The organism is Pseudomonas inefficax (genome assembly GCF_900277125.1).
Lineage (GTDB): Bacteria > Pseudomonadota > Gammaproteobacteria > Pseudomonadales > Pseudomonadaceae > Aquipseudomonas > Aquipseudomonas inefficax.
Map to the genome: position 1 here is coordinate 1 of NZ_OPYN01000060.1, position 23,294 is coordinate 23,294.

The following is a 23,294-nucleotide window of genomic DNA, read 5'->3' on the forward strand; positions in this document are numbered from 1 at the left end:
CAATACACCAGCCAGCGCTTCCAGTCCGAGCTGCTTGAGCATGGGATAACGCAGAGCATGAGCCGCAGGGGACAATGCTGGGACAACGCACCGACAGAGCGTTTCTTTGGGACGCTAAAGTCAGAATGGGTGCCGCCCAAGGGCTACAAGGAAGTTGAAGAGGCCAAGCAGGACATGACCAGCTTCTTCATGCGATACAACCGAATCAGGCTCCACAGCTACAACAACTACTTGTCGCCAATAGCTATGGAGCAGCAGGCGGCTTGATCACCGTAACTGGTGTCCGGAAATACTTGACCAGAACACCTTGTGTCGCGATGGGCTGCGCAGCAGCCCCGGGATGCCGGAACCGTGCGCATGCCGTTAAACTGTCATCTCCCCAGCAATGGACAGGAGATCCGGCGTGACCTCACCCCGCAGTTTCCCCAGTGACCTCTGCCTCGACAGCCCGCGTCTGCAATTGCGCCCCATGCGCCATGCCGATGCCGCGCAATGGCTGGCGATCATGGCCGATCCCGAGGTCATGCGCTATTGGCACCATGCCCCTTGGCAAAACCTGGCCGAAGCCGAAAGCGCCCTGGCTGCCGACCGCGAAGCCTATGCCAATGGCGACCAGCTCAAGCTCGGCATGTACCGCCGCGACAACGGCGAACTGATCGGCATGGTCCAGCTGTTCAATATCGACGATGTGTCCCGCCGTGGCGAGATCGGTTACTGCCTGGCCAGTGCAGTGCAAGGCAGGGGGTACATGGACGAAGCCTTGACCTGTTTCATCGATTACCTCGCCCATACCCTGCACATGCGCCGCCTGGAGGGCGAGATCGACCCGCGCAACCTCGGCTCGGCGCGCACCCTGGAGCGCCAAGGGTTCGTCCTCGAAGGCACTTTGCGCGCGCGCTGGTGCGTCGCCGGTGAGCTGTCTGACTCAGGCATCTACGGCCTGTTGCTGGAGCCGCCGGTTGCCTGATCGGCCTGCCACCCCATAGAAGGTTTGGAAGCGGGGCGAGGCCTGGGTTATGGTCGCAGCCTGTCCCGTTTCCCTCAGGAATCCCCTTTGCCCGTCTTCTACCTGAGCATCAGCCTGGCGCTGTACCTTTTCGCCCTGTTCTTCGACGGCGCGCTGATGAGCGGTGACCGCCACATGCCGGCCCTGCAGATGCTGCTGTACGGGCCATGGGGCATGCCCTTCGGCCTGTACCAGTGGTTCGCCAACCCGCTGCTGGCCCTGGCGATTCTGGCCCATCGACGCTTCCGGCGGCTAGCGTTGCTGGCTGGTTTGGTGGCGGTGTATCTGGCTGCCAGCAGTTTCGGAATCGACCGCTTGCCGGACAACCAGAGCTACGCGTTTCATGAGCTGACCGGCCTGGGTGCCGGTTTCTACCTGTGGCTTGCGGCGATGGTGGTGTTCTGCCTGGGGCAGGCCTGGCATTGCTGGAAGGCACGCAGCGCCGATGACATGCCCGGCTGGAGCTGGCTTGATGTGGTGCTGATTGCGGCGCTGGGTGTGGCGTTTTATGCGGCTACGCAGATGCCAGCGTTGCGCTTCGAGCCGGGCAACGTACTGATGCCGCCGGAGCCGCCGCAGACGCTTTGATATTCACCAAGGGAGCATGAACATGAGCAAGCGTTACCTGACCGGCCTGGGACTGGCCTTTGTACTGCCCTTGGCCATGGCGGAGGACTACACGCCGGGTTACCAGCAATGCATGGACCAGGCTTCGAGTACCGTGGCCATGGGTGGATGTATCAAGGCCGAGACACAAATGCAGGACCAGCGGCTGAACCGGGTTTACAAGCAACTGATTGGCAAGCTGGACGCCGCGCAGCAGAAGAGCCTGCGCGATGTGCAGCGCAAGTGGATTGCCTACCGCGATGGCAACTGCCAGTTCCAGGTGCAGGCCAGCGGCGGGACCATGGCGCAACTGGAAGGCGGGACATGCCTGATGAACATGACCCGCGACCGGGCTGCGGAGCTGGAGCGGGTGCTCAGCCCGGGGCAGTGAGTCCGCCTGATCCGGCCTCTTCGCGGGCTCGCCCGCTCCCACAGGTACTGCGCAGGTCTTGAGAGCAGCGCCGTCGGGGTGGGAGCTGGCTCGCCGGCGACGGGGCGCGAAGCGGCCCCTGTACTACTTGCGCGGTTCGCGCAGGGCCCGGGCCTTGAGATACTCGCGCACTTCCAGGGCATCCCCGGCAAACTCGATGCGTTCTGCCTTCGCGGCCCGCTGGTAGGCATACATCGGGTCGTAGTACTCGTTCAACAACCCTTCGATCCAGCCCCGATGCAGGTCCACCGCACCACTGCGCTGCTGCTCTTCCAGCGCCTCGCGCAGGATCTCCGACAAGCGCTGATAACGCTCGCCCCCCAAGCGCTTGTAGATATTGGCCATGCTCTGCAACATGCGCTCGGCAAACAACCGGCGGCCATCCTCCTCGCCATGCACGCTGACAAACTCGGCACTCAGGTTGACCACGTAGTCGCGCAGGATGCGCTCCACCCGGTTGGCGAAGCTGTCTTCCAGCCACACCAACGGGTAATGCTGCATCCCCTGATACAGCTCCAGCGGCACCGTGCAACTGCCCACGATGCGGCCTTCATCCTCCAGCACGAACTGCTCGATGCCACGGGCGCGCTTCTTCAATACGTCAATGGCCAGCTGGTTCTCGAAATCGATCTGCGCCGGCTGCGCGGTGGCGCGCTTGCCGAAGCTGGAACCGCGATGATTGGCATGGCCTTCCAGGTCCAGCACGTTATCCAGCTGGTGCAGCACGTCGGTCTTGCCGGTGCCGGTCAGGCCGCCCACCAACACGAAATCGCATTGCTCCACAGCCTGCTCGGTGGTCTCCAGCAGGAAGGTACGCATGGCCTTGTAGCCACCTTTGACGCGCGGGTACTGGATACCCGCTTCGTCGCGCAGCCAGGCCTGCACGATCTGCGAGCGCAGGCCGCCACGGAAGCAGTACAGGTAGCCTTCCGGGTGAGTCTGGGCGAACGCTGCCCAGGCCTCCAGGCGTGCCTGCTTGGTGGCGCCGCTGACCAATTGGTGGCCAAGGGCGATAGCGGCGGCCTGACCCTTCTGCTTGTAGCAGGTGCCGACCCTCTGCCGCTCCTGGTCATTCATCAGCGGCAGGTTGACGGCACCGGGAAAGGCGCCCTTGGCAAATTCGACAGGTGCACGCATGTCCATCATCGGCACGTCGTCGAGGAACAACTGGCGGAAGTCGGTGCAGTCGGGGCGCATCAGATCACCTCGACCGCGTGGCTCTGTCGCTCGACCAGCTTGCCGATCGGCGCCAGTTGCAGGCCCAGTTCGGCGGCCACCGCCAGGAACTCGGCTTCACCCTCCGGAGTAACCGCCACCAGCAGGCCGCCGCTGGTCTGTGGGTCGCACAGCAGGTGCTTCTGGTCGTCGCTCAGGGCGCCGATCTTGTGGCCGTAGCTGTCGAAGTTGCGCAGGGTGCCGCCAGGGATGCAGCCCTCGGCCAGGTAATGGTCGACGCTGGGCAGGCGCGGAACGGCGGCATGGTCCAGGTGCGCGGTAAGGCCACTGCCTTCGGCCAGTTCCACCAGGTGGCCGAGCAGGCCGAAACCGGTGACGTCGGTCATGGCCTTGACCCCGTCGAGCTTGCCGAAGCGGCTGCCGGGGGTGTTGAGGGTGCACATCCAGTCGCGGGCCAGGCCCTGGTCCTGCGGGCGCAGCTTGGCCTTTTTCTCGGCGGTGGTGAGGATGCCGATGCCAAGTGGCTTTGTCAGGTACAGGCGGCAGCCTGCGCTGGCGGTGTCGTTGCGCTTGAGGTGGCGCTTGCTGACCACACCTGTGACGGCCAGGCCGAAGATCGGCTCGGGGGCGTCGATCGAATGGCCACCGGCCAGCGGGATGCCGGCTTCGGCGCACACCGCTCGGCCACCGCGGATCACTTCGCGGGCCACTTCCGGCGGCAGCACGTTGACCGGCCAGCCGAGGATGGCAATGGCCATCAGCGGATCGCCGCCCATGGCGTAGATGTCGCTGATGGCGTTGGTGGCGGCGATGCGGCCGAAGTCGTACGGGTCATCGACGATCGGCATGAAGAAGTCGGTGGTCGAGACCACGCCGCGCTCGTCGTCCAGCGCGTACACTGCAGCGTCGTCACGCGAGGCGTTACCCACCCACAGTTTCGGGTCCAGGGCCTGGGTGCCGCTTTCAGCGAGGATCACATCCAGCACCTTGGGGGATATCTTGCAGCCACAGCCGGCACCATGGCTGTACTGGGTCAGGCGAATCGGCTCGCTCATAAGTACCTCAGCAGGTCAAATTGTCGCGCGATTGTAGCAAAGCTGGCCTTTGCGCCTGCGCCTCTTATAATTCCCGTCGTCGGCCCATAGGCCGACCTTTCCCCGCTATTGAACCGGAGAACACCCATGCTCAAACGCCCTCTGGCGCTCGCCGCCGGCCTCGTGCTGTCTTGCTGTGCCGTTGTCACCCAGGCCGCCGACACCCTGCGGGTCAGCGCCATCCCTGACGAAGCGCCGACCGAACTGCAGCGCAAGTTCAAACCGTTGGGCGAGTACCTGGCCAAACAGCTGGGCATGGAGGTGAAGTTCGTGCCGGTGGCCGATTACCCGGCAGTAGTCGAATCGCTGGCTTCCAACCGCCTGGACATGGCCTGGCTGGGGGGCTTCACCTTCGTGCAGGTGCACTTGAAGGACCCTGCCGCCACGCCGCTGGTGCAGCGTGAACAGGATGCGCAGTTCACTTCCAAGTTCATTACCGCCAACCCCGACGTGAAGAGCCTGGCCGACCTCAAGGGCAAGTCGTTTGCCTTCGGTTCCATTTCGTCCACCTCGGGCAGCCTGATGCCGCGTTACTTCATGCTCAAGCAGGACAACATCAAGCCTGAAGACTACTTCGGCCGTGTTGCCTACTCCGGCGCCCACGATGCCACCGTGGCCTGGGTGCAGGCCGGCAAGGTCGATGGCGGCGTGCTCAACGCCAGCGTGTGGCAGAAGCTGGTGGATGCCGGCAAGGTCGATACCGCCAAGGTGAAGGTGTTCGCCACCACGCCGACCTACTTCGACTACAACTGGACCGTGCGCGGCAACATGGACCCGGCGCTGAAAGAGAAGATCAAGAAAGCCTTCCTCGGCCTCGACCCGGCCAACCCGGAGCACAAGGCGATCCTCGACCTGCAGGCAGCCAGCCGTTTCATCGAGACCAAACCTGAGAACTACGTGGGCACCGAGCAGGCTGCACGCGAGGCCGGCCTGCTCAAGTGACATCGACAGTGGCTTCCAACGTGGCTATCCATCTGCACGGTGCCGGGCTGCGCCATGGCCAGGTGCGTGCACTTGATGACGTAAGCCTGAGCATCGGCCAGGGCGAACGCGTCGCCATCATCGGGCCGTCGGGAGCGGGCAAGTCCAGCTTGCTGCACCTGATGGCGACCGCCGTCCAGCCCAGCAGCGGGCGCCTGGAGCTGCTCGGCGAGCAGCCCTGGGCGTTGTCCGCCAGGGCCCGCCAGCGCCTGCGTGCGCGGGTAGGCCTGGTGCACCAGGCTCCGCCCTTGCCGCCGCGCCAGCGGGTGGTGACGGCGGTGCTGGCCGGCCGCCTGGGGCAGTGGGGCGTGCTGCGCGGTCTGCTCAATCTGCTGTACCCAAGTGATGTGCCGGGGGCGCGCCAGGCACTGGCCGAGCTGGGGCTGGCCGACAAGCTGTTCGTGCAGTGCGGGCAATTGTCCGGTGGCCAGTTGCAACGGGTGGGTATTGCCCGCGTGCTGTACCAGCGGCCGCAGGTGTTGCTGACCGATGAGCCGGTTTCGGCCATGGACCCGGTGCTGGCCGACCACAGCCTGGCCTTGCTCAACCGCCACGCTCAGGCCAATGGCGTGACCCTGGTGGCGAGCCTGCATGCCGTGGACCTGGCGCTGGCGCACTTCCCCCGGGTGATTGGTATCCGCGAAGGGCAGGTGGCGTTCGACTGCCCGGCGCAAGCGGTGACCGAGCAGCTGTTGGACGCGCTGTACGCCAACGAACAACTGGCTTCACCACCGAGCCAGGGGGCGGCCCTGACCGTGCAGATTCCGCGATGCTGAAGCTTGATGCCCGCGACCCGGCGCTGCTGCCGCGGCTGCTGCTGACCCTGCTGGCGGTGGCGGTGTTGTGGCCTGGCATCCGCTTGAGCGAACTGAACCCCGCGGTGCTGCTGAAGGCGGAGAACCGCCAGCAGATCGCCAGTTTTACCAGCGCTTTCTGGCCGCCGGCACACGATGCCGACTTCCTTTCGCTGCTGTATGAAGCCACCTTGCAGACCTTGGCCGTGGCTACGGTCGGCATGGCGTTGGCGTTGCTGCTGGCGGTCCCTGCCGGGTTACTGGCCAGCCGTGCCTTGTCGTTGCGCGCCGCCTCCCGTGGCGGTCGCGCCGGTTTGTGGTCGCGCCTGCTGCGCCTGCCGGTACGCTGGTTGCTGATTTTCCTGCGCAGTGTGCCGGAAATCGTCTGGGCGTTGTTGTTCGTGCGGGCCGTAGGGCTGGGGCCGACGGCGGGCGTGCTGGCCATTGCCATCACCTACAGTGGCATGCTCGGCAAGGTCTATGCCGAGATTTTCGAGTCGGTCGACCAGCGCCCGGCCCATGCATTGCTGCAGGCGGGTAGTGGCCGCCTGGCTGCATTTCTCTACGGCATCCTGCCCAGTGCGGTGTCCGAAGTGGTGTCCTACACCGTGTACCGCTGGGAGTGCGCGATACGCGCCTCGGTGGTGATGGGCTTTGTCGGTGCTGGTGGGCTGGGGCAGCAGATCGACCTGTCGATGCGTATGTTCGCGGGAGCGGAAGTGGCAAGCATGCTGCTGACGTTCCTGGTGCTGGTGATGCTGGCCGACCTGCTCAGCCGCTTCCTGCGTTGGAGGCTGGCATGAACCGGGTCATCAATTGGCTGGTACTGGGCGCTATCGTGGCTGCGGTGATGGCCTCGTTCGCTTACCTGGAGCTGGACTTGCAGGCGCTGGTCGGCAACGGCGGGCTGGGGCAGATGGGCGAATATGCCGGGCGTTTCCTGCACCCGGACCTGTCTGCCGGGCACTTGCGCGCGGTTGCGCACGGGGCGCTGGAAACCCTGGCCATGTCGGGCCTGGGCACCTTGCTGGCCATGCTGTTGGGCATGCTGCTGGCGCTGCCGGCCGCTGGCCGGTTCGGTTGGCCGTTGCAGGCCTGCGCGAGGTTGTTGCTGAATGCCCTGCGGGCCATCCCGGAACTGGTATGGGCCGCGCTGACGGTACTGGCGGCCGGACTTGGGCCGAATGCCGGTACTCTGGCATTGGCGCTGCATACCGCTGGCGTGCTGGGGCGGCTGTTTGCCGAGGCGCTGGAGAACGCACCGCCGGAGCCGGCGGCAGCCATCCGCTTGCAGGGTGGTAGCCAGGTTGCGGCATTCTGCTTCGGCACCTTGCCCAATCTGTGGCCGCAACTGTTGGCCTACAGCCTGTATCGGTGGGAGAACAACATCCGCATGGCCAGCGTGCTGGGTTTTGTCGGGGCTGGCGGGCTGGGCCAGATGCTGTACACCACCTTGAGCCTGTTCCAGGAGGCCCAGGCCAGTACCGTGATCATGGGGATGCTGGTGCTGGTGTTGCTGGTGGATGCATTGAGTGATGTGTTGCGCCAGCGTTATGTGCGGGCCTGACAGATAGCCGGGGCCGCCTTGCGGCCCTAACGCGACACAAGGCCGCTCCTACAGGCGAAGCGCCGCTTGGATGCTTGCGCGGTCCTTGTAGGAGCGGCCTTGTGTCGCGATAGGGCTGCAACGCAGCCCCCGAATCCCTCAGGCACCAACAACGTCCGCGCACTGCGCCTCCCGCTGCATCGACTCCAGGTTCCGCTCGATCGTCTCGCAAATGCTGTCCATCTGGATCTGGTGCTCACTGAAGCGAAACGGGCTCTGCAAATCGGTCCCGATCCGCTCGATGGCCAGCAGCATGAAGCCCACCACCGTCGATGCCAGCGGCGTGAACCAGCCCAGCGATTCCACCAGCCCCACCGGCACGATCAGGCAGAACAGGGTGATGAACAGCCGTGGAAAGTACACGTAAGGGTAGGGCAGCGGCGTATTGGCGATCCGCTCCATGCCACCCTGGGCATTGGACAGGTCGACCAGTGTCGACTCCAGCCTTGCCAGGCGAATGCTGTCCAGCCGCCCGGCCTGGTATTCCCGCGCCAGCAGCGCCGCCGACCCACTCAGAATGTCGTTGGCGAAGTTGTTCGAGCGGTTGCGTCGCTCGAATTCCGCCGGCGGGATGAACGCCATCAGTTCATCCGGGCAACGCTCACCCTTCAGGTGTGCCGCCAGGCAGTTCACATAGGCGATGTGCCGGCGCAGCAGGGTGGCCTTGACCGGGTTGAGGCCGTCACCCGGGTCATCGATCAGGGTCAGTGTCTGCCGTGCGAAGCTGCGCGAGCTGTTCACCAATGCCCCCCACAACGTGCGCGCCTCCCACCAGCGGTTGTAGGCGCTGCTGTTGCGAAAGCTCACCAGCACCACCAGCGCCGAGCCGAGCAGGGTCAATGGAATCAGCGGCAGGCTGAACTTGCTGTTGAAGAACAGCATGAAATCGATGGTAACCAGCACATCCCAGATCAGCAGCCAGAACAGCGACCAGCCGATATAGCCGATGGTTTTCACAGCCAGGCGGTACTTGCGGGTGATGATGTCTTTCACATGGGGTACCTCGAAACGCGGGGGATGCAGGATCGGACGTCGAGGGATGGGCATGGTTCGGTGTGGTTCGTCAGGGGTTGTTACTAGACATGTTCACAGAAAGCCCGAGCGTGCGGCGCTCACCCAGTAGCGACGTCTGGCAGTGACGCTTGCAGGTCACTGCCGCCGTGATCTTACGGAGATTGACGCCTAGCAGAAGCTACTGCACCGGATCACTCACCGGCTTGGCAAAGATGGCCTTGAGTTCGCTGGTCATCGGGAACTCCAGGTTCAGGCCTTTAGGCGGAATCGGCTGTTCGAACCAGCGCTGGTAGATCCCGTTGATTTCCCCTGAGCTATACAGCTCGCCCAGCGACGCGTTCACCAGGGCGAGGAACTGCGGGTCATCCTTGCGCACCATGCAGCTGTAGATTTCCCGCGATTGCTCCTCCCCGACCACCACCCAGTTGTGCGGATCACGGGCCTTGGCGCGTTCTCCGTAGAGCAGCGCATCGTCCATGTAGAACGCCGCCGCTCGGCCGGATTGCAACATCTGGAAGGCTTCACCGTGGTCCTTGGCGCTGATCACGTACATGTCCATCTTGTTATCGACGTTGTAGCTTTTCAGATAGCGTTCGTTGGTGGTGCCAGCGGTGGTTACCACGTTCTTGCCGCGCAGGTCGGTGAAACTCTTGATCCCGCTGTCTTTGGCCGTCAGCAATTGGCCTTTGACATAGATGAACCCGTAGGAAAACGCCACCTGCTTCTGTCGCTCTGCGGTAACGCCGGTCGAGCCGCACTCCAGGTCAACGGTACCGTTCTGTACCAGCGGAATGCGGGTTTGCGATGTCACCAGGTTGTACTTCACCTTGAGCTGCGGCAACGCCAGCTTCTGCCGCACGCGCTCGACGATCCTGCTCGCCAGGTCTACCGAGTAACCCATGGGTTGGCCGGAGTGGTCGCCCACGTAGGAGAACGGCACCGAAGCATCGCGATAGCCCAGGGTGATGCTGTTGGCTTTGGCGATCTTGCTTAATGTTGGGCCCAGCGCTGCTTCATCGGCATGGGCCTGAGTAGCCAGTAAAAGGGCAAGGGTGCAGCCGATCAACGTGATTTTTTGCATTGTTGTTCTCCGTTGTGGGTAAGGGGTGCAGCGACATGTCGGTAATCAAGGATATTTCCAGGCTGAGGGGTCAGGCCGCGCGGGGCGTGAAACCCTGCAGGTCGATGGAGGGGCGGCGCTGGCTGATCAGTTCACTGAGCAAGCGTGCGCTGGCGCAGGCCAGGGTGAAGCCAAGCGCACCATGGCCGAGGTTGAGCCACAGGTTGCGATAGGCCGTTGCGCCCAGCAGCGGCACGCCGCTCGGGGTGGCCGGACGCATGCCGGCCCATTCGATGGCATGGTCGTAGTCACCGGCATTGGCGAAGGTTTCGCGTGCCTGGCGTTTGAGCAGCGCCAGGCGCTTGGGGGCCAGCGACGCATCGAAGCCAACGATGTCGACCATCGCTGCCACGCGCAACTGCTCACCGATACGGGCATAGACGATCTTGCGGTCGTAATCGGTGATGCTCAGGTCCGGCGCCCGGTGTTGCGTGCCGATCGGTACTGTCAGGCTGTAACCCTTGAGCGGATACAGCGGCAGGTCGATGCCCGGCAGTGCCAGCATCGTACTGCGATGGCCGGCGGCAACCACCAGTTGCTCCACCGGCAGCACTTCGTCGCCCAGTTCGATTGCATTCACCACGCCATGCGCGTGGCGAATACCGGTCACGGCCTGGCCCAGGCGGAATTCGCAACGCCCCGACGCCCGCAAGCGCGCGGCCAGTTGCTGGCAAAAAGCGTGGCAATCACCCACTTCTTCATCCGGGGTATGGATGGCGCCGACAAAGGGCGCCTGCGCCAGGGCCGGGTCGAGGCGGGCGCAGTCTGCGTGCGACAGCACCTGTTGTTGCTGGGGGGCAGCAAGGTTCTTGCGCGCATGGTCGAAGCTGCTGGCCTGACGGAAGGTGACCAGCTTGCCATTGCGCCGCCAGTGGAAACCCTCCAGGCCATCTTCTTCACGCCAAGCCTGCAAGGTGGCCTGGCTCAACAGCGCCAAGCGCAACAGGTGGCCCGCATTGGCGCGGTTGACCGAGGAGCGGCAAGCAGCGATGAAAGCAGCCATCCAGCGCCACTGCGCAGGGTCGAAGCGCGGGCGCAATTTCAGTGGCGAGTCACCGCGCAGCATCCAGCCTATGGCTTGCAGCGGCACACCGGCGTCGGCCAACGGCGCCACGTAGCGATAGGACAACTGGCCACCGTTGGCGAAGCTGGTTTCATTGCCCAGCGCGTCGCGAGCCTCGATCAGGGTCACATCGAAGCCGTCGCGCACCAACGCATAAGCCGTTGCCAGGCCAATGACGCCGCCACCGATGATGCTTGCATGCTGAGCCATGTCAGTCCTTGAATCGTTGTTGGAACGAGCCTGAGGTTAGGGCCAGGTGACAGGTGGCGAAAAATGAATAAAGATCGCTGAGCCATAAACAAAGGTTATGGACTTGCCATGCGTCTTCGCCATATCGAGATTTTCCAGGCTATCCGCCAGACCGGCTCGGTCAGCGGTGCCGCGCAGTTGCTGCACGTTTCCCAGCCTGCGGTGACCAAGGTGCTGCAACACGCCGAGCAGCAACTGGGTTTCCCATTGTTTCTGCGAGTGCGCGGCAAGTTGCAGCCCACGCCCGAAGCGCTGGAGCTGGAGCGTGAGGTGGACAAGGTCACCGAGAGCCTGCAAGGGGTGCGACGCCTGGCGCAAAGCCTGCGCCGCAAGCCGGGCCACAGCCTGCGCATCGGTGCGACCCCGGCACTGGCCCTGTCGCTGCTGCCGCCGGCGATTCACGAGTGGGTCCAGCGTTATCCGGACATCGCCTGCGAGCTGTCCAGTGCTCACAGCCGCGAACTGGTGCAGAACCTGCTGATGCGCGAGATTGATGTTGCCCTGACCCTGCAACAACCCGATCACCCCGCGCTCAGCGCCCAGGCGCTGGCCAGCGGGGTGTTGGTGGCGTTGGCACCGGCAGGCTACTGGCCGTTGGAAGATGAAGGCAAGCCGCTGTCGTTGACGGCCTTGGCCGATGCGCCCTTGATCGGGCTGTCCAGCGCCGACCCGCTGTCGGTCCGCCTCGACAGCTACCTCAAGGCGGTCGAGCCGCCGCCACGGGTCAGCATTGCGGTGCAGACCTATTCACTGGCTCGGGCGATGGTCGAATCCGGTGCAGGGCTGGCGGTCATCGACCCGTTCACCGCGCTTGGCGCATCGCCCGCGGCCACCACCATTCGGCCCCTGGCCCCGGCGCTGCCGATCACCTTGTATGCGGTGACCCGCACTGCCGAACCGCCACCGCATACCCTGCGTGAGCTGCTTAGCCTGTTCAGCAGCCGTGCGCAGGGGCAGCTGGATCGTTGGTGCTACTGATGGACATGACAGAAAAGTTGACGCGATCCCTGTAGGAGCGGCCTTGTGTCGCGAAAGGGCCGCAACGCGGCCCCAGGATTGATGCGCAAAAATTGGAATTGCTGGGGCTGCTTTGCAGCCCTTTCGCGACACAAGGCCGCTCCTACATGGCTGGGCGCGGCCAGATCGTAGGCGAAAAAAAACCGACCATAAGGTCGGTTTTTTCCGGATCTTGGTGCCCGAGGGAGACTCAAATTCTGTGCTCTAGGCTATGAAAAATGCGGTATTGGTTAGGGTTCTTCGTATGTCTACTCACAGTTCTACTCACAATTTGCTGAGTGACCGGTCTCCTCACATTTGAGGAGACCCTATAATCCTGGTGAAACTCATGGAATTCATCACGGACGGAAATCATGGCTGAGCAGGAAAGCTGGATAAGCGCGGTACTGGGTTTTGGGGGAATGCTTGCCACCTTCGTGACGGCCGTTGCCACCATATTCTTGTGGCGGGTGACCAAACTACTTGCCAAAGAAACCACCCGGATGGCAGAAGCGTCTGATCAGCCCCATGTGGTCGCGACCCTCAGCCCAAATCGCTGGTCTCTGCGGCACTTCGACTTGGTTGTGGATAACACTGGAAATGCTACGGCCTACGACATCAAAATTCAGTTTGATCCCCCGCTTCAAAATGGAGAGGCCCGCAGGGAGGATACGAAAATTCCTTTTGAGCGCGTTAGCGTTTTGAAGCCAGGTCAGGGCTTGCGAAGCTACCTTGCCGACATCAGCGTCTTAGAGGGCAAAGCTTTCAATGTCTCGATTTCGTGGCGCCGAGGCGATAAGGAGAAGCCGAGGGAGTCCAATGTGTACACATTGACCATGGCGGATTACATGGGGACAAGCGAACTTGGACGAGACCCTCTGATCGACATGGCACGTAGCCTTCAAAAGGTGGAAAAAAGTCTAGGATCCATGGTGCGTTCAAAGCACCTGAAGGTCGATGTCTATACGTCCGCTGATCGTATGCAGGAGCGGCAAGATACGCTTGATACCCTTGAACGGATGGACGCAAGGCGATCCTCTGAAAAGCCCAGGCCGACGTTGAATGATAAATCTATACCACGAGCTGATTTGTAGAGCGTGACCGCACCTAGTCACGCTGTTTAGGTGTCCTATATGGAATTCTGGGATATATGCGAAGAATAGTGGTCGACACAAATTTTTTGGAGAGGCCGGAGCTTCGAAGCTACCTTAAAAGGAACCCGCAAAACTATGCGGTGATTGCGGATTATACAGCGATAGAGATGTATAAGTGCGGAGAGCTGACGGCACTTAGTAAGCGGGTTTCGATTATTCGTGACTATGATTCGCAAATAGGAATAATTAAAAGCACTTATCATGCCTGTGCAGTGCGTGGCCGCAGAGCTGGTTTGCAGAATCGTTTAATAGATGGCTTTCAAACATCCATTTTTCCTGAATTCATCAGGTTGCTTGACTCCGCTATAGCAGGGGATGTTCAGACCCTGGATGCGTTTGGCGAGCATGTGAAAGCTGCCAAAACCCAGATGCAGAGTCTGCTTGCGGGATCTGAAATCGTAATAAATGGTATGGTTGAGATGTACAGCAATTTCTCAACGGCAGACCTGCAAAAAATTAGGGCCGGTCGGGGAATTGATGTGGCCCTATCTGCTCGGGGTACTAGCGATATACTTGCGATGGCTTACAGTTTCTTTAGCGGTCATCCCAATGTTCGCGTCATTCCAAACGCTACTGAGCTGCCATACACCTATTTGTTTAGAGTGGCAGTTTCCGCGTACTTTTATACATTAGACAGAGCAAAAGATGGCATAGCATCAAACCTGTCACCTGCGAAGGTTCGTAATGACATGATAGACATTTACACCCTGGCCTACGGAACGCTTTTTGATGGTTTATTCTCGGGGGATGAACGAGCAAGCAGAGTGTTTCGATTAGTCAAAAAATATCTTGAAATCCGTAAAGTCGTTTGATGACTTGGTGTCCTTAGATCTAGCCTTCCTTATTAGCTTGCGCACGGCGCTATTTAGATGGAATTTTTATGAGTCAGAACTTAACTGGACTGTTCTTGGGCGCGGGCGCTTCGTTCGATGTTGGAATGCCTCTTGTTTGGGATCTGACTAAAAAAACAAAAAACTGGCTGACGCCAGAAAAATTGCGCAGATTCAATGAAGGCTGGAAAAGGCAAGGTGGTGGGGTTTCAAATTCGATTATTGAGGAATTGATAGGTGTTATGTCGAGGGAAGACTTGCATTATGAGAGTGTTCTCGGATATCTAGAGGTTCAATCTAAACGACACGGTGGTGACTCTGCAGGGTACCACACGATGTATTCGTGGATGGTGGAGATGGTTTATATGCAGCTGTATTTACAGCATGTAAATGGATCTCAATTTATTATAGATCATCTTGATCTCTATAGAGGGATAAATGCCCTTTATGAAAATAACACACCGTTATGGGTGTTTTCACTAAATCACGACTCCATTGTGGAGATGATTGCCAAAAATCTCTCTATTCCGTTGTATTCAGGTTTTACAGACGCATTGGTTGAGCTACCTCGACGGAACGCCGCAGGGGAAATAATTGGTACTCTTTTGGCTGAATCAATCTCTAAAAATGAGTTGGATAACGGATGTATGCGGTTCCCCAATCCGCCGGAGCCTGGGATATACTTGCTCAAGCTTCACGGATCTCTTGATATATTTGTCCATAATGACAATTCTGATTTGGTAAAAATTCTTCCCCAAGGTGATACACCTGAGGCTGTCATTGACTCTCTGCGGGCCGCTAACGAAGAGTTGGTTTATGTAGATCAGCGTGCGCCTGGCGGTAAAGCCAAAGTGCTAAACGAGATAGCCTACGCTGACTTTGATGGAGAAATGCAATTTCTCCGCAGAACCCTACTTTCTGGAGCTCAGAAATTTAATGAGCGGTCTTCTCAGGTTCTTCCTAAGTCGATGCTAAAGCACTTCAGAAGTAATATAAATTTCGTCCGCGAGTTGATTTGTGTTGGTTACGGATTTGGTGATCTGCACATTAATGAGATTATGAAATCTTGGTTGGAGTTTTCTGCGGATAGGACTATCAAAATCGTAAGTCCAGGCGCGAGGTCGATTCCGTCCTTTCTCTTGCATCTTGCTCCGCAGGTTGAGTTAGTTTCGAGCGGGGCTACGGAATTTTTTGATGAAATAGCGGGAATAAAGAGGTCTGAAAAAGAGTTGCTAGCGAAAAGAATTTTCCTGGCGACTCGTAGACTTGGACCTCTCAAAAGTGCGGAAGCGCTTAAGTTTTTTGAGGCGAGTGAGCGCGATAGGCATCTCGCTGCCGTCGCGGAAATGGTGTTATCGATTAAAGACGGAGAAGATCCGGAAAGCATTTTAAAGAGAACTGAAGACGTCGTAGTTTCGGAAATCGAATCGAGTCGACGTTTTTTAGAACATCTTGAATCTCTGTCCTGAGTCACACGGGGGTGTACTCAAAAGTGAGGCCACCCTACTTACCCGGGATTTGGGGTGTTTACAGGTGACTCAGGCTCACATCAAGCCTTGTCCTGCGCCACGATTGAAGCCGAGATGATAGCCCCGCCCCAGCGGCGATGGCCGATGCAGATCGGTACCGGTAGACCGCTAGCTGTAGTGTTTTTGGCACTGCCAAAGGCGTAGCTCGCCAGGTTCTCGGGCGAGCCGCTATGGCTTAGCCCGCTGGCTTGTGGGCTGAGCATCTGCAGCACTCCACCGGCCACGTTAGCAATACCAGCGCCCATCAAACCGGCAGCGAGGCCGCCCGAGGCGAACGAAGCGGCGACGATCAGAGCCGCGCCGAGAACGGTTTGCAGCAGTCCGCTACGCTTGCTGCCGTGAATGACTGGGACAAACCAGAGCTCACGTGCCCCGCCTCGATCCAGATCACCCTCACCAATATTTTTGCCATTCTTGAAGACGGCGAAGCGCAGGCCCCGGCCTTCTGCATCGGTCAGGTCCCGGGCGAAGCCTGGATAGTTTGCATCCAGCGCTTTGGCGGCCTCTTTCGCATCACCGCGCTCCAGCAAGAAGTGGTGATGCTTGCCGTACTTCTTACCCAAGAAGCCGCCCAGGCGGATCTTGGTCTTTGGTGCGTAATCAATCGCGGTTGCAGCCATTACACGGCCTCCTGTGGGATAGCCAGGTGGACGCCCAGGCGCCGGGCAAGCATCTCGCGACACTGCAACGCCTCCAGGCGGATGGCGGCTTCACGGCCAGGATCAGGGTTCCAGTTGGGCGCATAGCTGCACATGGAAGCGCGAGCGCCGCGCAGGGTGCCACGCAGCAAGTCGGCGGATATCCGCGCCTCCTCCTCGGTGAAGAACACGCCATCGAGCTTCACCCTTTGGCCGGCCTGGACATGATCGACTTCCCAAAGCAAATAGCAGGGGCCGCCTTTGTCCAGGGTGAACGTGGCCACATCACAGGCTCGTGCGAAACGCTCTTGAAAGGTGAGTGGAGCTGGTTGAATGGTCATCAGCGGTAAGCCTCCAGGTGTTAACTCGTCGGTGTTAAAGCGTTAACTTTTCGAGGTTAAAGCTGTTAACCCGGTTAACATCCGCCAGAGGGCCCTATCGCCGTCTATGTCGCTGTTTCCGTGGCTTACAGCCCCATGCACGTTCGGCATGGGTGTTAACGTCGCTTTAACATTTTTTGTTAAAGGGGGAAAAAATCTGCACGTGGGGTCGGAGGCGGTCTAGGTCAGCGAACCTTCTAGACTTTCGACCCGCCCCCCTCAGTAGTCCGGCGCTTTGTACGGCGGCGCCGACCGGATCTGTTCCAGCGCTTCTGCTGCGCTCAGGCCGCTGGCCAACAGTCGATCGATCTCTTTGCTCAACCGCTCACGCTCCTCCATCTGGCGCAGCAGGGCGCGGCTGTGGGCGATCTGGTTGAGGGCTCGTTGAACTGGCTTGGGTAGATGGGTATGGCTCATGGTCTTCTCCGGTGCGAATGAAAAGGCCCGCGAGTGCGGGCCAGTGTCGAATCACCCCACAAAGGAAAGAAGGGCTCCGACTGCTGCGGTTATGGGTTACGTGGCACTCACAGCTAACCCACGCTTACACTTACGGAGTCGGTGCGCCGGTCAGCGTCACCAGGCGGGTGGCAGTAGGAGCGAACACCGCGAGGCCGGCGCGCAGCTCTGCCAGGATGGTCACCATGTTGCGGCGGAAGTTGTCACCGTCGTGGCGGCTCGCCTCCACGGTCACTTCCTGACGGTCTAGCAACGCGGCCACGCTGGTATCGAGAATCAGCGCCTCGCCTTGCGGCATGCCGTTGGTGACGACCACAGGTGTGCCCCACAGGCTGGGTGGCGCTGGGTCGCGGGGGGTGCCAATCACATACTGGCCGTCGCCATCCTCGGCACGTTCGCTTTCAATGGCGAACCAGTCACGCGGGTTCATCACGATAACGTTTGGGTTCCAACCTTCGGCCTTGAGGTCAGTGAGGGCAGCGCCGATGCGGTCAGCCGGTTTGCCGGTGGTGATGCCGGCAGTGGTGGCCTGCTTCTTGAACCCGAGGATTTCACCGGCGCCGCCGTCGCCGTTGATGAGTTCGGCTTCCAACTTCTGGCGCACGCCCACGCTCATCAGCGTGTTGATCTGTCCCTCAAGCTGGTCATTGTCCTGCAGCACCTGGAGGCTCGCCGGAATCCAGGTGGCGATGGTGGCGATTTCCGCCCGCTCCATTTTGGTGGGCATCGACCCTTCGGCCTTCTCCTCGCCTTCCTCTTTCTGGTAAGCCGCGCCGTTGATGTAGCCGTCCAGGCGAACGAACTCGTAGGTGGCGCTGGTGACCGGCACGATCGGCAGCACATCCAGCAAGCTCAGCCGCGGCTGCGGGATGCCACGGATGCCAGCGCCATCACGCTGTGGGGCAGTTGGGTAGCTGGTCGAGCCAGTGACGCCCTTGTTGGGATTGGTGATCGCTGCACGCACGCCGACTTTGCAACTGATTTGGCCAGTGGACTTCATCCCGGCCCTGAAGCCGGTGATGCCATCAGCGGCGACGACCTGGGCGGTCACCACATTGGAGTCGGTGGAGTCGTCATTGGCGCCTCGGCGGGCGCTGACATTCACCATCTTCTGCTCGATTTCTTGAAGGCGGGCGCCGAACTCGGTTTGTTTCTCTGCAGAGGAGGATTTGAAGTCAGCGATCTGCGTGCCGATGTTCTGCAGCGTTTGATTCAGCTGGGTCATGTCCTGCTGATAGGGATCTGGCATAGGGTTCTCCGGGGTGTGTAAACGATGCCGTCTACCCTATGCGCGCACGCACACCCCGGTCAGCGGTTAACTTCGACGTCCTCAGTCGGTATCCGTCGCAAAGCGCACTATGTCGGCTATTTTGTAGAACCGCCGATTGCCACGGCGCACGAATGGCAGCGGTGAACGACCCTCTGCAGCCAGGCGGCGCAGGTAGCTGGGGGCATATCCCAATAGGTCTGCCGTGGCTGGCTCGGGCACCAGGCCACCAATCAGCGGGGTGATGCCGGCCTGGGCCAGCCGCTCGGTAACGTCCTGTTCAACGTCCACCATGATTTACATGCTCCTCTGTGATGCATCCGGGTTTTCGCTAGAGGCCCCGTGGTCTGTGGCCTGTGTCGGATTTTGTGGGATTGCGTATCTCGGGTATGTCTCGCCTGTGAGTGCGCTCAACCCAAGCCCGTCTAAATGGTCGTGCCAGCGCTCCAGTGCTTGGCGCTTGAGGGCTTCGGCGGTGGTGTGGATGTAGGTCGCGTCCATGTTGCGCAGGGCGTGGTTCACCAGCATCTCGCCCACCAGGTAATCCACACCCAGGTCCATCCAGCAGGTGCGGGCGACCTTGCGCACATCGTGGCTGGTCCACTGGCGGTCGCTCAGTTCGGCAAATACCTGGCTTGCTACCGTCGCGCTAAGGGGGCCGCGCCGGCTGGCTGGGAACAGGTAGGCGCCGTGATAGCCCTGGGCGGTTTGCTGGGCTTGATAGCGGCTCAACAGTGCACAGGCTTGGCGGGTCAGCGGCAGGGTGTGGTTCTGCTTGGTCTTGGTGTCGTCGGCGGGGATGAACCACTGGCCGGCCTGCAGATCGACGTTGCGCCACAGCGCGCTGCGCGTCTCGCCCAGGCGGGTGCCGTGACACAGCATCATCAGCGCCAGCAGGGCGTCACCGGGCCGGGTATTGCTCCAGCTCGCCAGCTTGGCCAGCAGATCGGGCAAGTCTCGCTCCCGCAGCCGTGACGACTTCGGCTTGATCCGCACTCCGACGAAATCCCCAAAGCGCAGCGAGCCCATGGGGTTCTGCTCGATCATCCCAAGCCGATGTGCCTTGCGCATGGCCACCGCCAGCACGTTGAACACCAGGCGCACGAACGACAGGGCATAGCGCTCTTGCAGTGGCCACATGAGCCGCTGATCGAGCGTGGCCTTGCTCACCTCGGCCAGTGGCAAATCATGCAGCCGTGGCGTTAGGTGGCAGGTGATGGCCGACTTCGCGCCGGCCTTGCGCTTGGCCGACAAATTGCGGTCGCGCAGCATCCGATCCAGGTACCAGTCCAGCAGCTCACCGGTACTGCTCCAGGTGCTGGTCAGCGAGGTGGCCTCGGCGTCTGCGGCGCGGCGCCCTAGGATGGCCGGCAGCGCGGTCAGCATGGCCTTGGTGGTCAAGCTGGGAAAGTCGCCGGCCTTGCCCCACTTGCCCCTGACAACAACGTGCCAGGCGCCCCGGGTGCGGTCGACGGTGGAATAGCGGAATCGCAGTTCGGGATAGCGCGGGTCACGCAATTGGCGCACCGGCTGGCCGGCCTGCTTGCGGATCTCGGCGTCAGTGAATGTGATGTGTTTGGTGGTCATGCTATGTCCTCAAACTGAGGGTGTCGGTTCACCGAACGAGGCCAGATGATCCGAATCGGACCAAATGAGCCGATTCGGCTCAGGGCGCCACTGTGTAGAAAGCAACAGACCGTGGCGTTTCCTACACAGTGGCGAACGTGGTCGGGCGATCCGGTACGGTGGGGAAATCCCTTGTTTTGCCAAAGCGCGAATTCCCGCCCACCTCGTCGAGCGCTCGCCGATTGCTCGTCTAGGTGTTCACCGAGCCTTGTCACGGTCCTACCTCCGCACCTGGCCAGCGCACACGAACGTCGGCCAGCGCTTCGTCGCGGGTGATCGGCTCACTGATCATGGTGAACGGTCGGCACCCAGGCACCAGCACCGTCCAGTTGCAGCGGCGTTCCAGACCGTCATTCGCGGCTAGTTCGGCCAGTAGTGCCAGCCGGTTAGCTTTGACGTACTTGCGCACATCGTCGGTCAGCTTTGATGCGGGGGAGATCCGCACCCGCATACCTTGCTTCTTTGCGGAAAATCCGCGTTCCAGCAGGTAGTCGAGCGCGGCCATCACAGGTCCTCCGCGTCATCATCCAGCGATGGCAAGGACGTAGCATCCGGCAGATGAACATCGAGTGGCACTGGTGCCCTTTCGTCCATTCGTGCCCTTTTTTCCCATTCGTGCCTTTGTTCTTTCTCCGGCACGAATGGGGCACCAGTGGGCACGAATGGCGCAAACGCCGAAAATGCGCCTTCGGCTTGAGGTAGGGACCAGAGGGTTCGAATCTCCTTCCCAAAGCCCTCGCGAACGGTTACGACGGATAATTTTTCGCGTGCGGTGCGAGTCTGCTTCGCGCTGTATCCGTTTTCCGTCATTAGGCTTTTGGCCTGCTTTCCTACCATCGGGCCGTCTTTGAGGATTCGCCGAAGTGCCTCTGACGGATCATCATCACTCAGGCGCGTGTCATCCTCAGTGCTCTCAACGTCGCCTAGGATCTCCCTGGCCGAACCTTCGATTAGGTCGCCCCAGGCAACGCGGGTGGTCGTAATTTCCCCGTCGATGGTGAAAGTCTCAATGGTGTATGAGACGCCACCTTCATCTGTGCCGATATTCGACTTTGCCCGCGCCAGTACACGCAGGTCTGAATCTTCCTGCTTGGCTGCCACTAACACCGTACGTGCCAGCGCCGAGAAAGCCTGAGAACCGATAACGCGGTCAGTCGGTGACGAGCCGGCGCCACCTTTGGCGAAATGAGAAATTCCCACGATGGCGCAAAGGTTCTGCTCAGCAAAGTCCACCACGCTCTGCAGCGCCCGACGCACGTCATTGGCCTTGTGCATGTCACCCTTCACAGCGCTGACGATGGGGTCGAGCATCAGAAGGGAGACGCCACCAATGTCGCTGGCTGTTTCTCGCAGCAGACCAATGTCGTTGGCCGGGTCGAATGGATCTGTGTCGCCCTGGGCGTTAGTCCGCCCCTGGATGATGTAGACCCGGCTCATGTCAGCGCCAGCAGCGGTCAAACGGGGAATTAGCGTATCGGCGGGGTCATCTTCGCTCGACCAGATCAGGGCATTTCCTGGCTCGCTGCAGCGACTTCCATCAGGCCAGCATCCGCCAGTAGTGATGGTGGCGATCAGGCCAATCAGCAGAGTCGTTTTCCCGGTGCCCCCAGCGCCGGCGAGGATGTGCAGCTTTCCTTTGGCCAGCCAACCAGGCCACAGCCAGCGGATAGGGACGGCCTTGATTGTCGACGCCTTAACCGCATTGACGCGCCATAGGGGTGTGACGTTTTCACGATTGATGGGGCTAAGTGGCTCGGTCCATTCTTGTGCGAAACGATCTGTAGTCATTTGACCCCCAGGCGCTGCTTGGCGAGGTTGAAGCGCACCAGGTCATCACCTGCCAAGCTCCCTCGCTGCTGGAGTGATTGGCCTATCCGAAACACCATGCGCTCATGTTCAATTGCAGCCTTACTTGGCCCGCGCCGAGGCTGCTTGTCGCCAGGGAACAAGTCCCGCAACTCCAGGCCAATTGCCGAGACAATCTCTTTAGTTGAGCAACCGGCCCAGCACTTGAGTAAAACAACGCCCTGCGAGGTCTCAGTAATTGCCAGAGTCGGGTGTTTGTCATCATGTGCAGGACAGCAAGCTTTCCACTTGTTGGCGCCAGCAGACTTAACTTTGTCCAATCGGTTAAGCAGTTTATCCAGGCAAGCCGATCCCATCGGCGCAAGTGCACCGTTTTGAATGTTCATGGTTAGGCTCCGGGTTTAACTTCGGATAAATGGTAAGTCGCGGCAGCGCCAGTGTCGGACAAGTTGCCGACTAGACTGCCCAGGCTTTCGAGAAGCCAGCCTATATCAGTGACCGCCGCAGGGCTCAGACCGGTTTCACCGTTCGATGCTGTACAAGCCAACAAGTGGCCTATGCCTGATATCCCATGTGCGAGCACCGACACACAGCTTTCAGTTGCCTGCTCTGTCGCTTTCAGCTGACCGGGAGTCATGTTCTTCAGCGCTTCGTGGCGTGGCAGGAGATCGCTCCAGTAGCTCATCGAACACCCCCGACTTCGTTTGCGCCGTAGCTATAGCCGATATACCGGTGCCGCCAGCAAAAGTTCTGCGAACCGAGTTTGACGTTATCGAGCTGCGCGTAAAGGTCTTTCGAGATCGGATGCTGCTGCCCAAGAGCCGGGATAATCATCGCAGTGAGGATACGTTCGAGCTTTTTGAACGCCTCCCTTGCCTGGTTTTGATGATGGCATTCGAAATCGGCGAGAACGGCCGGCTCCAGCAGGGTTTGCTCAGGACCGCGAATCATTGCTCACCCCCTTGGGCTTCCAGGGTGCGGGCTTGATCCATGTGGTGGTTGTAGCGCTTCAAGCGGACAGAGAGAGACGAGTTTGCGCGGAGGGCGCAGAGGGCTATCTTGCGGTGAGCAAGGGCGCGGATTTTGGACGGAATGAGGGCGTGCATGGGTGTAGCTCCTATACCTGTTGAGGAGCTGCCACGTTTCGTCGCCAAACGAATTAGGGTGGCAGCTGTACGCAGGTTGGCGAACCGGGGGTATAGGAACCCGGCAGACCCGAAGGTCTCCCACGCACAGCCGCCATAACGCGAATCTGCGGGCACAAAAAAAGCGCCTGCAAACGTAATAGGGGCGCTGTTGCGCCTACACCCAATCGGGTCGCCAAACCCGGTCGCTGAATTTGCAGCGACAGGCGAACGATAGCCGCGAAGCTCATCGCAAGCAACCGATTTCTTCATTCGTGCCCATTGGTGCCCCATTCGTGCCGGGCAAGAAACAAGGGCACGAATGGAAAAAAAGGGCACGAATGGGCGA

The 23,294-nt window shown here is 60.3% G+C and carries 28 protein-coding genes; 12 read left to right on the top strand and 16 right to left on the bottom strand.

Annotated elements, in window-relative coordinates:
• From JV551A3_RS06010 to JV551A3_RS06025, 4 genes are all read left to right on the top strand, one after another.
• Positions 1-267 (top strand): integrase core domain-containing protein (locus tag JV551A3_RS06010; RefSeq protein ID WP_137010652.1); only part of this gene is annotated, 267 nt, incomplete at its 5' end.
• A gap of 136 nt (positions 268-403) precedes the next feature.
• Positions 404-967: a GNAT family N-acetyltransferase gene (locus tag JV551A3_RS06015; RefSeq protein WP_133978440.1), complete on the top strand. Its 564-nt coding sequence runs from the start codon at positions 404-406 to the stop codon at positions 965-967.
• An 87-nt stretch (positions 968-1,054) separates the two neighbouring features.
• Positions 1,055-1,594 (top strand): hypothetical protein, encoded by a 540-nt coding sequence (locus tag JV551A3_RS06020; RefSeq protein ID WP_133970471.1) that lies wholly within the window; start codon positions 1,055-1,057, stop codon positions 1,592-1,594.
• A 22-nt stretch (positions 1,595-1,616) separates the two neighbouring features.
• Entirely contained in the window at positions 1,617-2,003 is a 387-nt protein-coding gene (locus JV551A3_RS06025) for a lysozyme inhibitor LprI family protein (RefSeq protein ID WP_133970470.1), read from the top strand.
• Positions 2,004-2,126: 123 nt separating this feature from the next.
• Here JV551A3_RS06025 and mnmH read toward each other — a convergent pair whose 3' ends face one another.
• The gene (gene mnmH / locus JV551A3_RS06030) at positions 2,127-3,239 is read right to left on the bottom strand and encodes a tRNA 2-selenouridine(34) synthase MnmH (protein WP_133970469.1); all 1,113 of its coding nucleotides are present in this window, start codon (positions 3,237-3,239) and stop codon (positions 2,127-2,129) included.
• A complete protein-coding gene (selD, locus tag JV551A3_RS06035) occupies positions 3,239-4,273 on the bottom strand; it encodes a selenide, water dikinase SelD (RefSeq protein WP_133970468.1) in 1,035 nt (344 codons plus the stop codon). The genes mnmH and selD overlap by 1 nt, the downstream gene beginning before the upstream one ends.
• Positions 4,274-4,399: 126 nt before the next feature.
• Here selD and JV551A3_RS06040 point away from each other — a divergent pair, with 126 nt between their 5' ends.
• The 4 genes from JV551A3_RS06040 to phnE are packed head-to-tail and all read left to right on the top strand — an operon-like array spanning position 4,400 to position 7,654.
• Positions 4,400-5,254 (top strand): putative selenate ABC transporter substrate-binding protein, encoded by an 855-nt coding sequence (locus JV551A3_RS06040; RefSeq protein ID WP_133970467.1) that lies wholly within the window; start codon positions 4,400-4,402, stop codon positions 5,252-5,254.
• A gap of 20 nt (positions 5,255-5,274) precedes the next feature.
• Positions 5,275-6,069: a phosphonate ABC transporter ATP-binding protein gene (locus tag JV551A3_RS06045; RefSeq protein WP_133970466.1), complete on the top strand. Its 795-nt coding sequence runs from the start codon at positions 5,275-5,277 to the stop codon at positions 6,067-6,069.
• The gene (locus JV551A3_RS06050) at positions 6,063-6,890 is read left to right on the top strand and encodes a PhnE/PtxC family ABC transporter permease (protein WP_133970465.1); all 828 of its coding nucleotides are present in this window, start codon (positions 6,063-6,065) and stop codon (positions 6,888-6,890) included. The genes JV551A3_RS06045 and JV551A3_RS06050 overlap by 7 nt, the downstream gene beginning before the upstream one ends.
• Positions 6,887-7,654, top strand: coding sequence for a phosphonate ABC transporter, permease protein PhnE (gene phnE / locus JV551A3_RS06055; RefSeq protein WP_015269003.1), 768 nt, complete (start codon positions 6,887-6,889; stop codon positions 7,652-7,654). The genes JV551A3_RS06050 and phnE overlap by 4 nt, the downstream gene beginning before the upstream one ends.
• 138 nt (positions 7,655-7,792) lie before the next feature.
• On the opposite strand, the gene JV551A3_RS06060 is transcribed toward phnE, so the two are convergent.
• The 3 genes from JV551A3_RS06060 to JV551A3_RS06070 form a co-directional block, all read right to left on the bottom strand.
• Positions 7,793-8,686, bottom strand: a complete 894-nt coding sequence (locus JV551A3_RS06060) for a bestrophin family protein (RefSeq protein WP_133970464.1) — start codon at positions 8,684-8,686, stop codon at positions 7,793-7,795.
• Between the two features lie 199 nt (positions 8,687-8,885).
• Entirely contained in the window at positions 8,886-9,788 is a 903-nt protein-coding gene (locus tag JV551A3_RS06065; RefSeq protein ID WP_133970463.1) for a transporter substrate-binding domain-containing protein, read from the bottom strand.
• Positions 9,789-9,858: 70 nt separating this feature from the next.
• Positions 9,859-11,100, bottom strand: a complete 1,242-nt coding sequence (locus tag JV551A3_RS06070; protein WP_133970462.1) for a D-amino acid dehydrogenase — start codon at positions 11,098-11,100, stop codon at positions 9,859-9,861.
• 108 nt (positions 11,101-11,208) lie between these two features.
• Between JV551A3_RS06070 and JV551A3_RS06075 the strand changes: the two genes are divergently transcribed.
• The 4 genes from JV551A3_RS06075 (at position 11,209) to JV551A3_RS06090 (ending at position 15,588) form a co-directional block, all read left to right on the top strand.
• The gene (locus JV551A3_RS06075; RefSeq protein ID WP_133970461.1) at positions 11,209-12,117 is read left to right on the top strand and encodes a LysR family transcriptional regulator; all 909 of its coding nucleotides are present in this window, start codon (positions 11,209-11,211) and stop codon (positions 12,115-12,117) included.
• Between the two features lie 392 nt (positions 12,118-12,509).
• A complete protein-coding gene (locus tag JV551A3_RS06080; RefSeq protein ID WP_133970460.1) occupies positions 12,510-13,229 on the top strand; it encodes a hypothetical protein in 720 nt (239 codons plus the stop codon).
• A gap of 56 nt (positions 13,230-13,285) precedes the next feature.
• Entirely contained in the window at positions 13,286-14,101 is an 816-nt protein-coding gene (locus tag JV551A3_RS06085) for a hypothetical protein (protein ID WP_133970459.1), read from the top strand.
• Between the two features lie 68 nt (positions 14,102-14,169).
• Positions 14,170-15,588, top strand: coding sequence for a hypothetical protein (locus tag JV551A3_RS06090; protein WP_133970458.1), 1,419 nt, complete (start codon positions 14,170-14,172; stop codon positions 15,586-15,588).
• Positions 15,589-15,668: 80 nt separating this feature from the next.
• Here the strand turns inward: JV551A3_RS06090 and JV551A3_RS06095 are convergent, their stop codons facing one another.
• From JV551A3_RS06095 to JV551A3_RS06145, 11 genes are all read right to left on the bottom strand, one after another.
• The gene (locus tag JV551A3_RS06095) at positions 15,669-16,268 is read right to left on the bottom strand and encodes a tail assembly protein (protein ID WP_133970457.1); all 600 of its coding nucleotides are present in this window, start codon (positions 16,266-16,268) and stop codon (positions 15,669-15,671) included.
• Entirely contained in the window at positions 16,268-16,570 is a 303-nt protein-coding gene (locus tag JV551A3_RS06100; protein WP_235874545.1) for a hypothetical protein, read from the bottom strand. Before JV551A3_RS06100 ends, JV551A3_RS06095 begins: the two co-directional genes overlap by 1 nt.
• A gap of 315 nt (positions 16,571-16,885) precedes the next feature.
• Positions 16,886-17,083: a hypothetical protein gene (locus tag JV551A3_RS06105; RefSeq protein ID WP_133970455.1), complete on the bottom strand. Its 198-nt coding sequence runs from the start codon at positions 17,081-17,083 to the stop codon at positions 16,886-16,888.
• A 130-nt stretch (positions 17,084-17,213) separates the two neighbouring features.
• On the bottom strand, positions 17,214-18,371 hold the full coding sequence (locus JV551A3_RS06110; RefSeq protein WP_235874546.1) for a phage major capsid protein: 1,158 nt from the start codon (positions 18,369-18,371) through the stop codon (positions 17,214-17,216).
• Positions 18,372-18,452: 81 nt separating this feature from the next.
• Entirely contained in the window at positions 18,453-18,683 is a 231-nt protein-coding gene (locus JV551A3_RS06115; protein WP_081874717.1) for a MerR family transcriptional regulator, read from the bottom strand.
• A gap of 3 nt (positions 18,684-18,686) precedes the next feature.
• Complete coding sequence (locus JV551A3_RS06120) at positions 18,687-19,976, bottom strand: tyrosine-type recombinase/integrase (protein WP_133970454.1); 1,290 nt, start codon at positions 19,974-19,976, stop codon at positions 18,687-18,689.
• Between the two features lie 250 nt (positions 19,977-20,226).
• Positions 20,227-20,520, bottom strand: coding sequence for a hypothetical protein (locus JV551A3_RS06125; protein ID WP_047594653.1), 294 nt, complete (start codon positions 20,518-20,520; stop codon positions 20,227-20,229).
• Positions 20,520-21,803, bottom strand: coding sequence for an AAA family ATPase (locus JV551A3_RS06130; protein WP_133970453.1), 1,284 nt, complete (start codon positions 21,801-21,803; stop codon positions 20,520-20,522). The genes JV551A3_RS06125 and JV551A3_RS06130 overlap by 1 nt, the downstream gene beginning before the upstream one ends.
• A complete protein-coding gene (locus JV551A3_RS06135; protein ID WP_133970452.1) occupies positions 21,800-22,207 on the bottom strand; it encodes a virulence-associated protein E in 408 nt (135 codons plus the stop codon). Before JV551A3_RS06135 ends, JV551A3_RS06130 begins: the two co-directional genes overlap by 4 nt.
• A gap of 2 nt (positions 22,208-22,209) precedes the next feature.
• Positions 22,210-22,506: a hypothetical protein gene (locus JV551A3_RS06140; RefSeq protein WP_133970451.1), complete on the bottom strand. Its 297-nt coding sequence runs from the start codon at positions 22,504-22,506 to the stop codon at positions 22,210-22,212.
• Positions 22,503-22,772 (bottom strand): hypothetical protein, encoded by a 270-nt coding sequence (locus JV551A3_RS06145; RefSeq protein ID WP_133970450.1) that lies wholly within the window; start codon positions 22,770-22,772, stop codon positions 22,503-22,505. Before JV551A3_RS06145 ends, JV551A3_RS06140 begins: the two co-directional genes overlap by 4 nt.
• Positions 22,773-23,294: the final 522 nt, after the last annotated feature.

Coding starts and splice junctions, on each gene's coding strand:
- JV551A3_RS06025 (WP_133970470.1), top strand. CDS start 1,617: ATGAGCAAGCGTTACCTGACCGGCCTGGGACTGGCCTTTGTACTGCCC.
- mnmH (WP_133970469.1), bottom strand. CDS start 3,239: ATGCGCCCCGACTGCACCGACTTCCGCCAGTTGTTCCTCGACGACGTG.
- selD (WP_133970468.1), bottom strand. CDS start 4,273: ATGAGCGAGCCGATTCGCCTGACCCAGTACAGCCATGGTGCCGGCTGT.
- JV551A3_RS06040 (WP_133970467.1), top strand. CDS start 4,400: ATGCTCAAACGCCCTCTGGCGCTCGCCGCCGGCCTCGTGCTGTCTTGC.
- JV551A3_RS06050 (WP_133970465.1), top strand. CDS start 6,063: ATGCTGAAGCTTGATGCCCGCGACCCGGCGCTGCTGCCGCGGCTGCTG.
- phnE (WP_015269003.1), top strand. CDS start 6,887: ATGAACCGGGTCATCAATTGGCTGGTACTGGGCGCTATCGTGGCTGCG.
- JV551A3_RS06065 (WP_133970463.1), bottom strand. CDS start 9,788: ATGCAAAAAATCACGTTGATCGGCTGCACCCTTGCCCTTTTACTGGCT.
- JV551A3_RS06070 (WP_133970462.1), bottom strand. CDS start 11,100: ATGGCTCAGCATGCAAGCATCATCGGTGGCGGCGTCATTGGCCTGGCA.
- JV551A3_RS06075 (WP_133970461.1), top strand. CDS start 11,209: ATGCGTCTTCGCCATATCGAGATTTTCCAGGCTATCCGCCAGACCGGC.
- JV551A3_RS06080 (WP_133970460.1), top strand. CDS start 12,510: ATGGCTGAGCAGGAAAGCTGGATAAGCGCGGTACTGGGTTTTGGGGGA.
- JV551A3_RS06085 (WP_133970459.1), top strand. CDS start 13,286: ATGCGAAGAATAGTGGTCGACACAAATTTTTTGGAGAGGCCGGAGCTT.
- JV551A3_RS06090 (WP_133970458.1), top strand. CDS start 14,170: ATGAGTCAGAACTTAACTGGACTGTTCTTGGGCGCGGGCGCTTCGTTC.
- JV551A3_RS06095 (WP_133970457.1), bottom strand. CDS start 16,268: ATGGCTGCAACCGCGATTGATTACGCACCAAAGACCAAGATCCGCCTG.
- JV551A3_RS06105 (WP_133970455.1), bottom strand. CDS start 17,083: ATGAGCCATACCCATCTACCCAAGCCAGTTCAACGAGCCCTCAACCAG.
- JV551A3_RS06110 (WP_235874546.1), bottom strand. CDS start 18,371: ATGCCAGATCCCTATCAGCAGGACATGACCCAGCTGAATCAAACGCTG.
- JV551A3_RS06115 (WP_081874717.1), bottom strand. CDS start 18,683: ATGGTGGACGTTGAACAGGACGTTACCGAGCGGCTGGCCCAGGCCGGC.
- JV551A3_RS06120 (WP_133970454.1), bottom strand. CDS start 19,976: ATGACCACCAAACACATCACATTCACTGACGCCGAGATCCGCAAGCAG.
- JV551A3_RS06125 (WP_047594653.1), bottom strand. CDS start 20,520: ATGGCCGCGCTCGACTACCTGCTGGAACGCGGATTTTCCGCAAAGAAG.
- JV551A3_RS06130 (WP_133970453.1), bottom strand. CDS start 21,803: ATGACTACAGATCGTTTCGCACAAGAATGGACCGAGCCACTTAGCCCC.
- JV551A3_RS06135 (WP_133970452.1), bottom strand. CDS start 22,207: ATGAACATTCAAAACGGTGCACTTGCGCCGATGGGATCGGCTTGCCTG.
- JV551A3_RS06140 (WP_133970451.1), bottom strand. CDS start 22,506: ATGAGCTACTGGAGCGATCTCCTGCCACGCCACGAAGCGCTGAAGAAC.
- JV551A3_RS06145 (WP_133970450.1), bottom strand. CDS start 22,772: ATGATTCGCGGTCCTGAGCAAACCCTGCTGGAGCCGGCCGTTCTCGCC.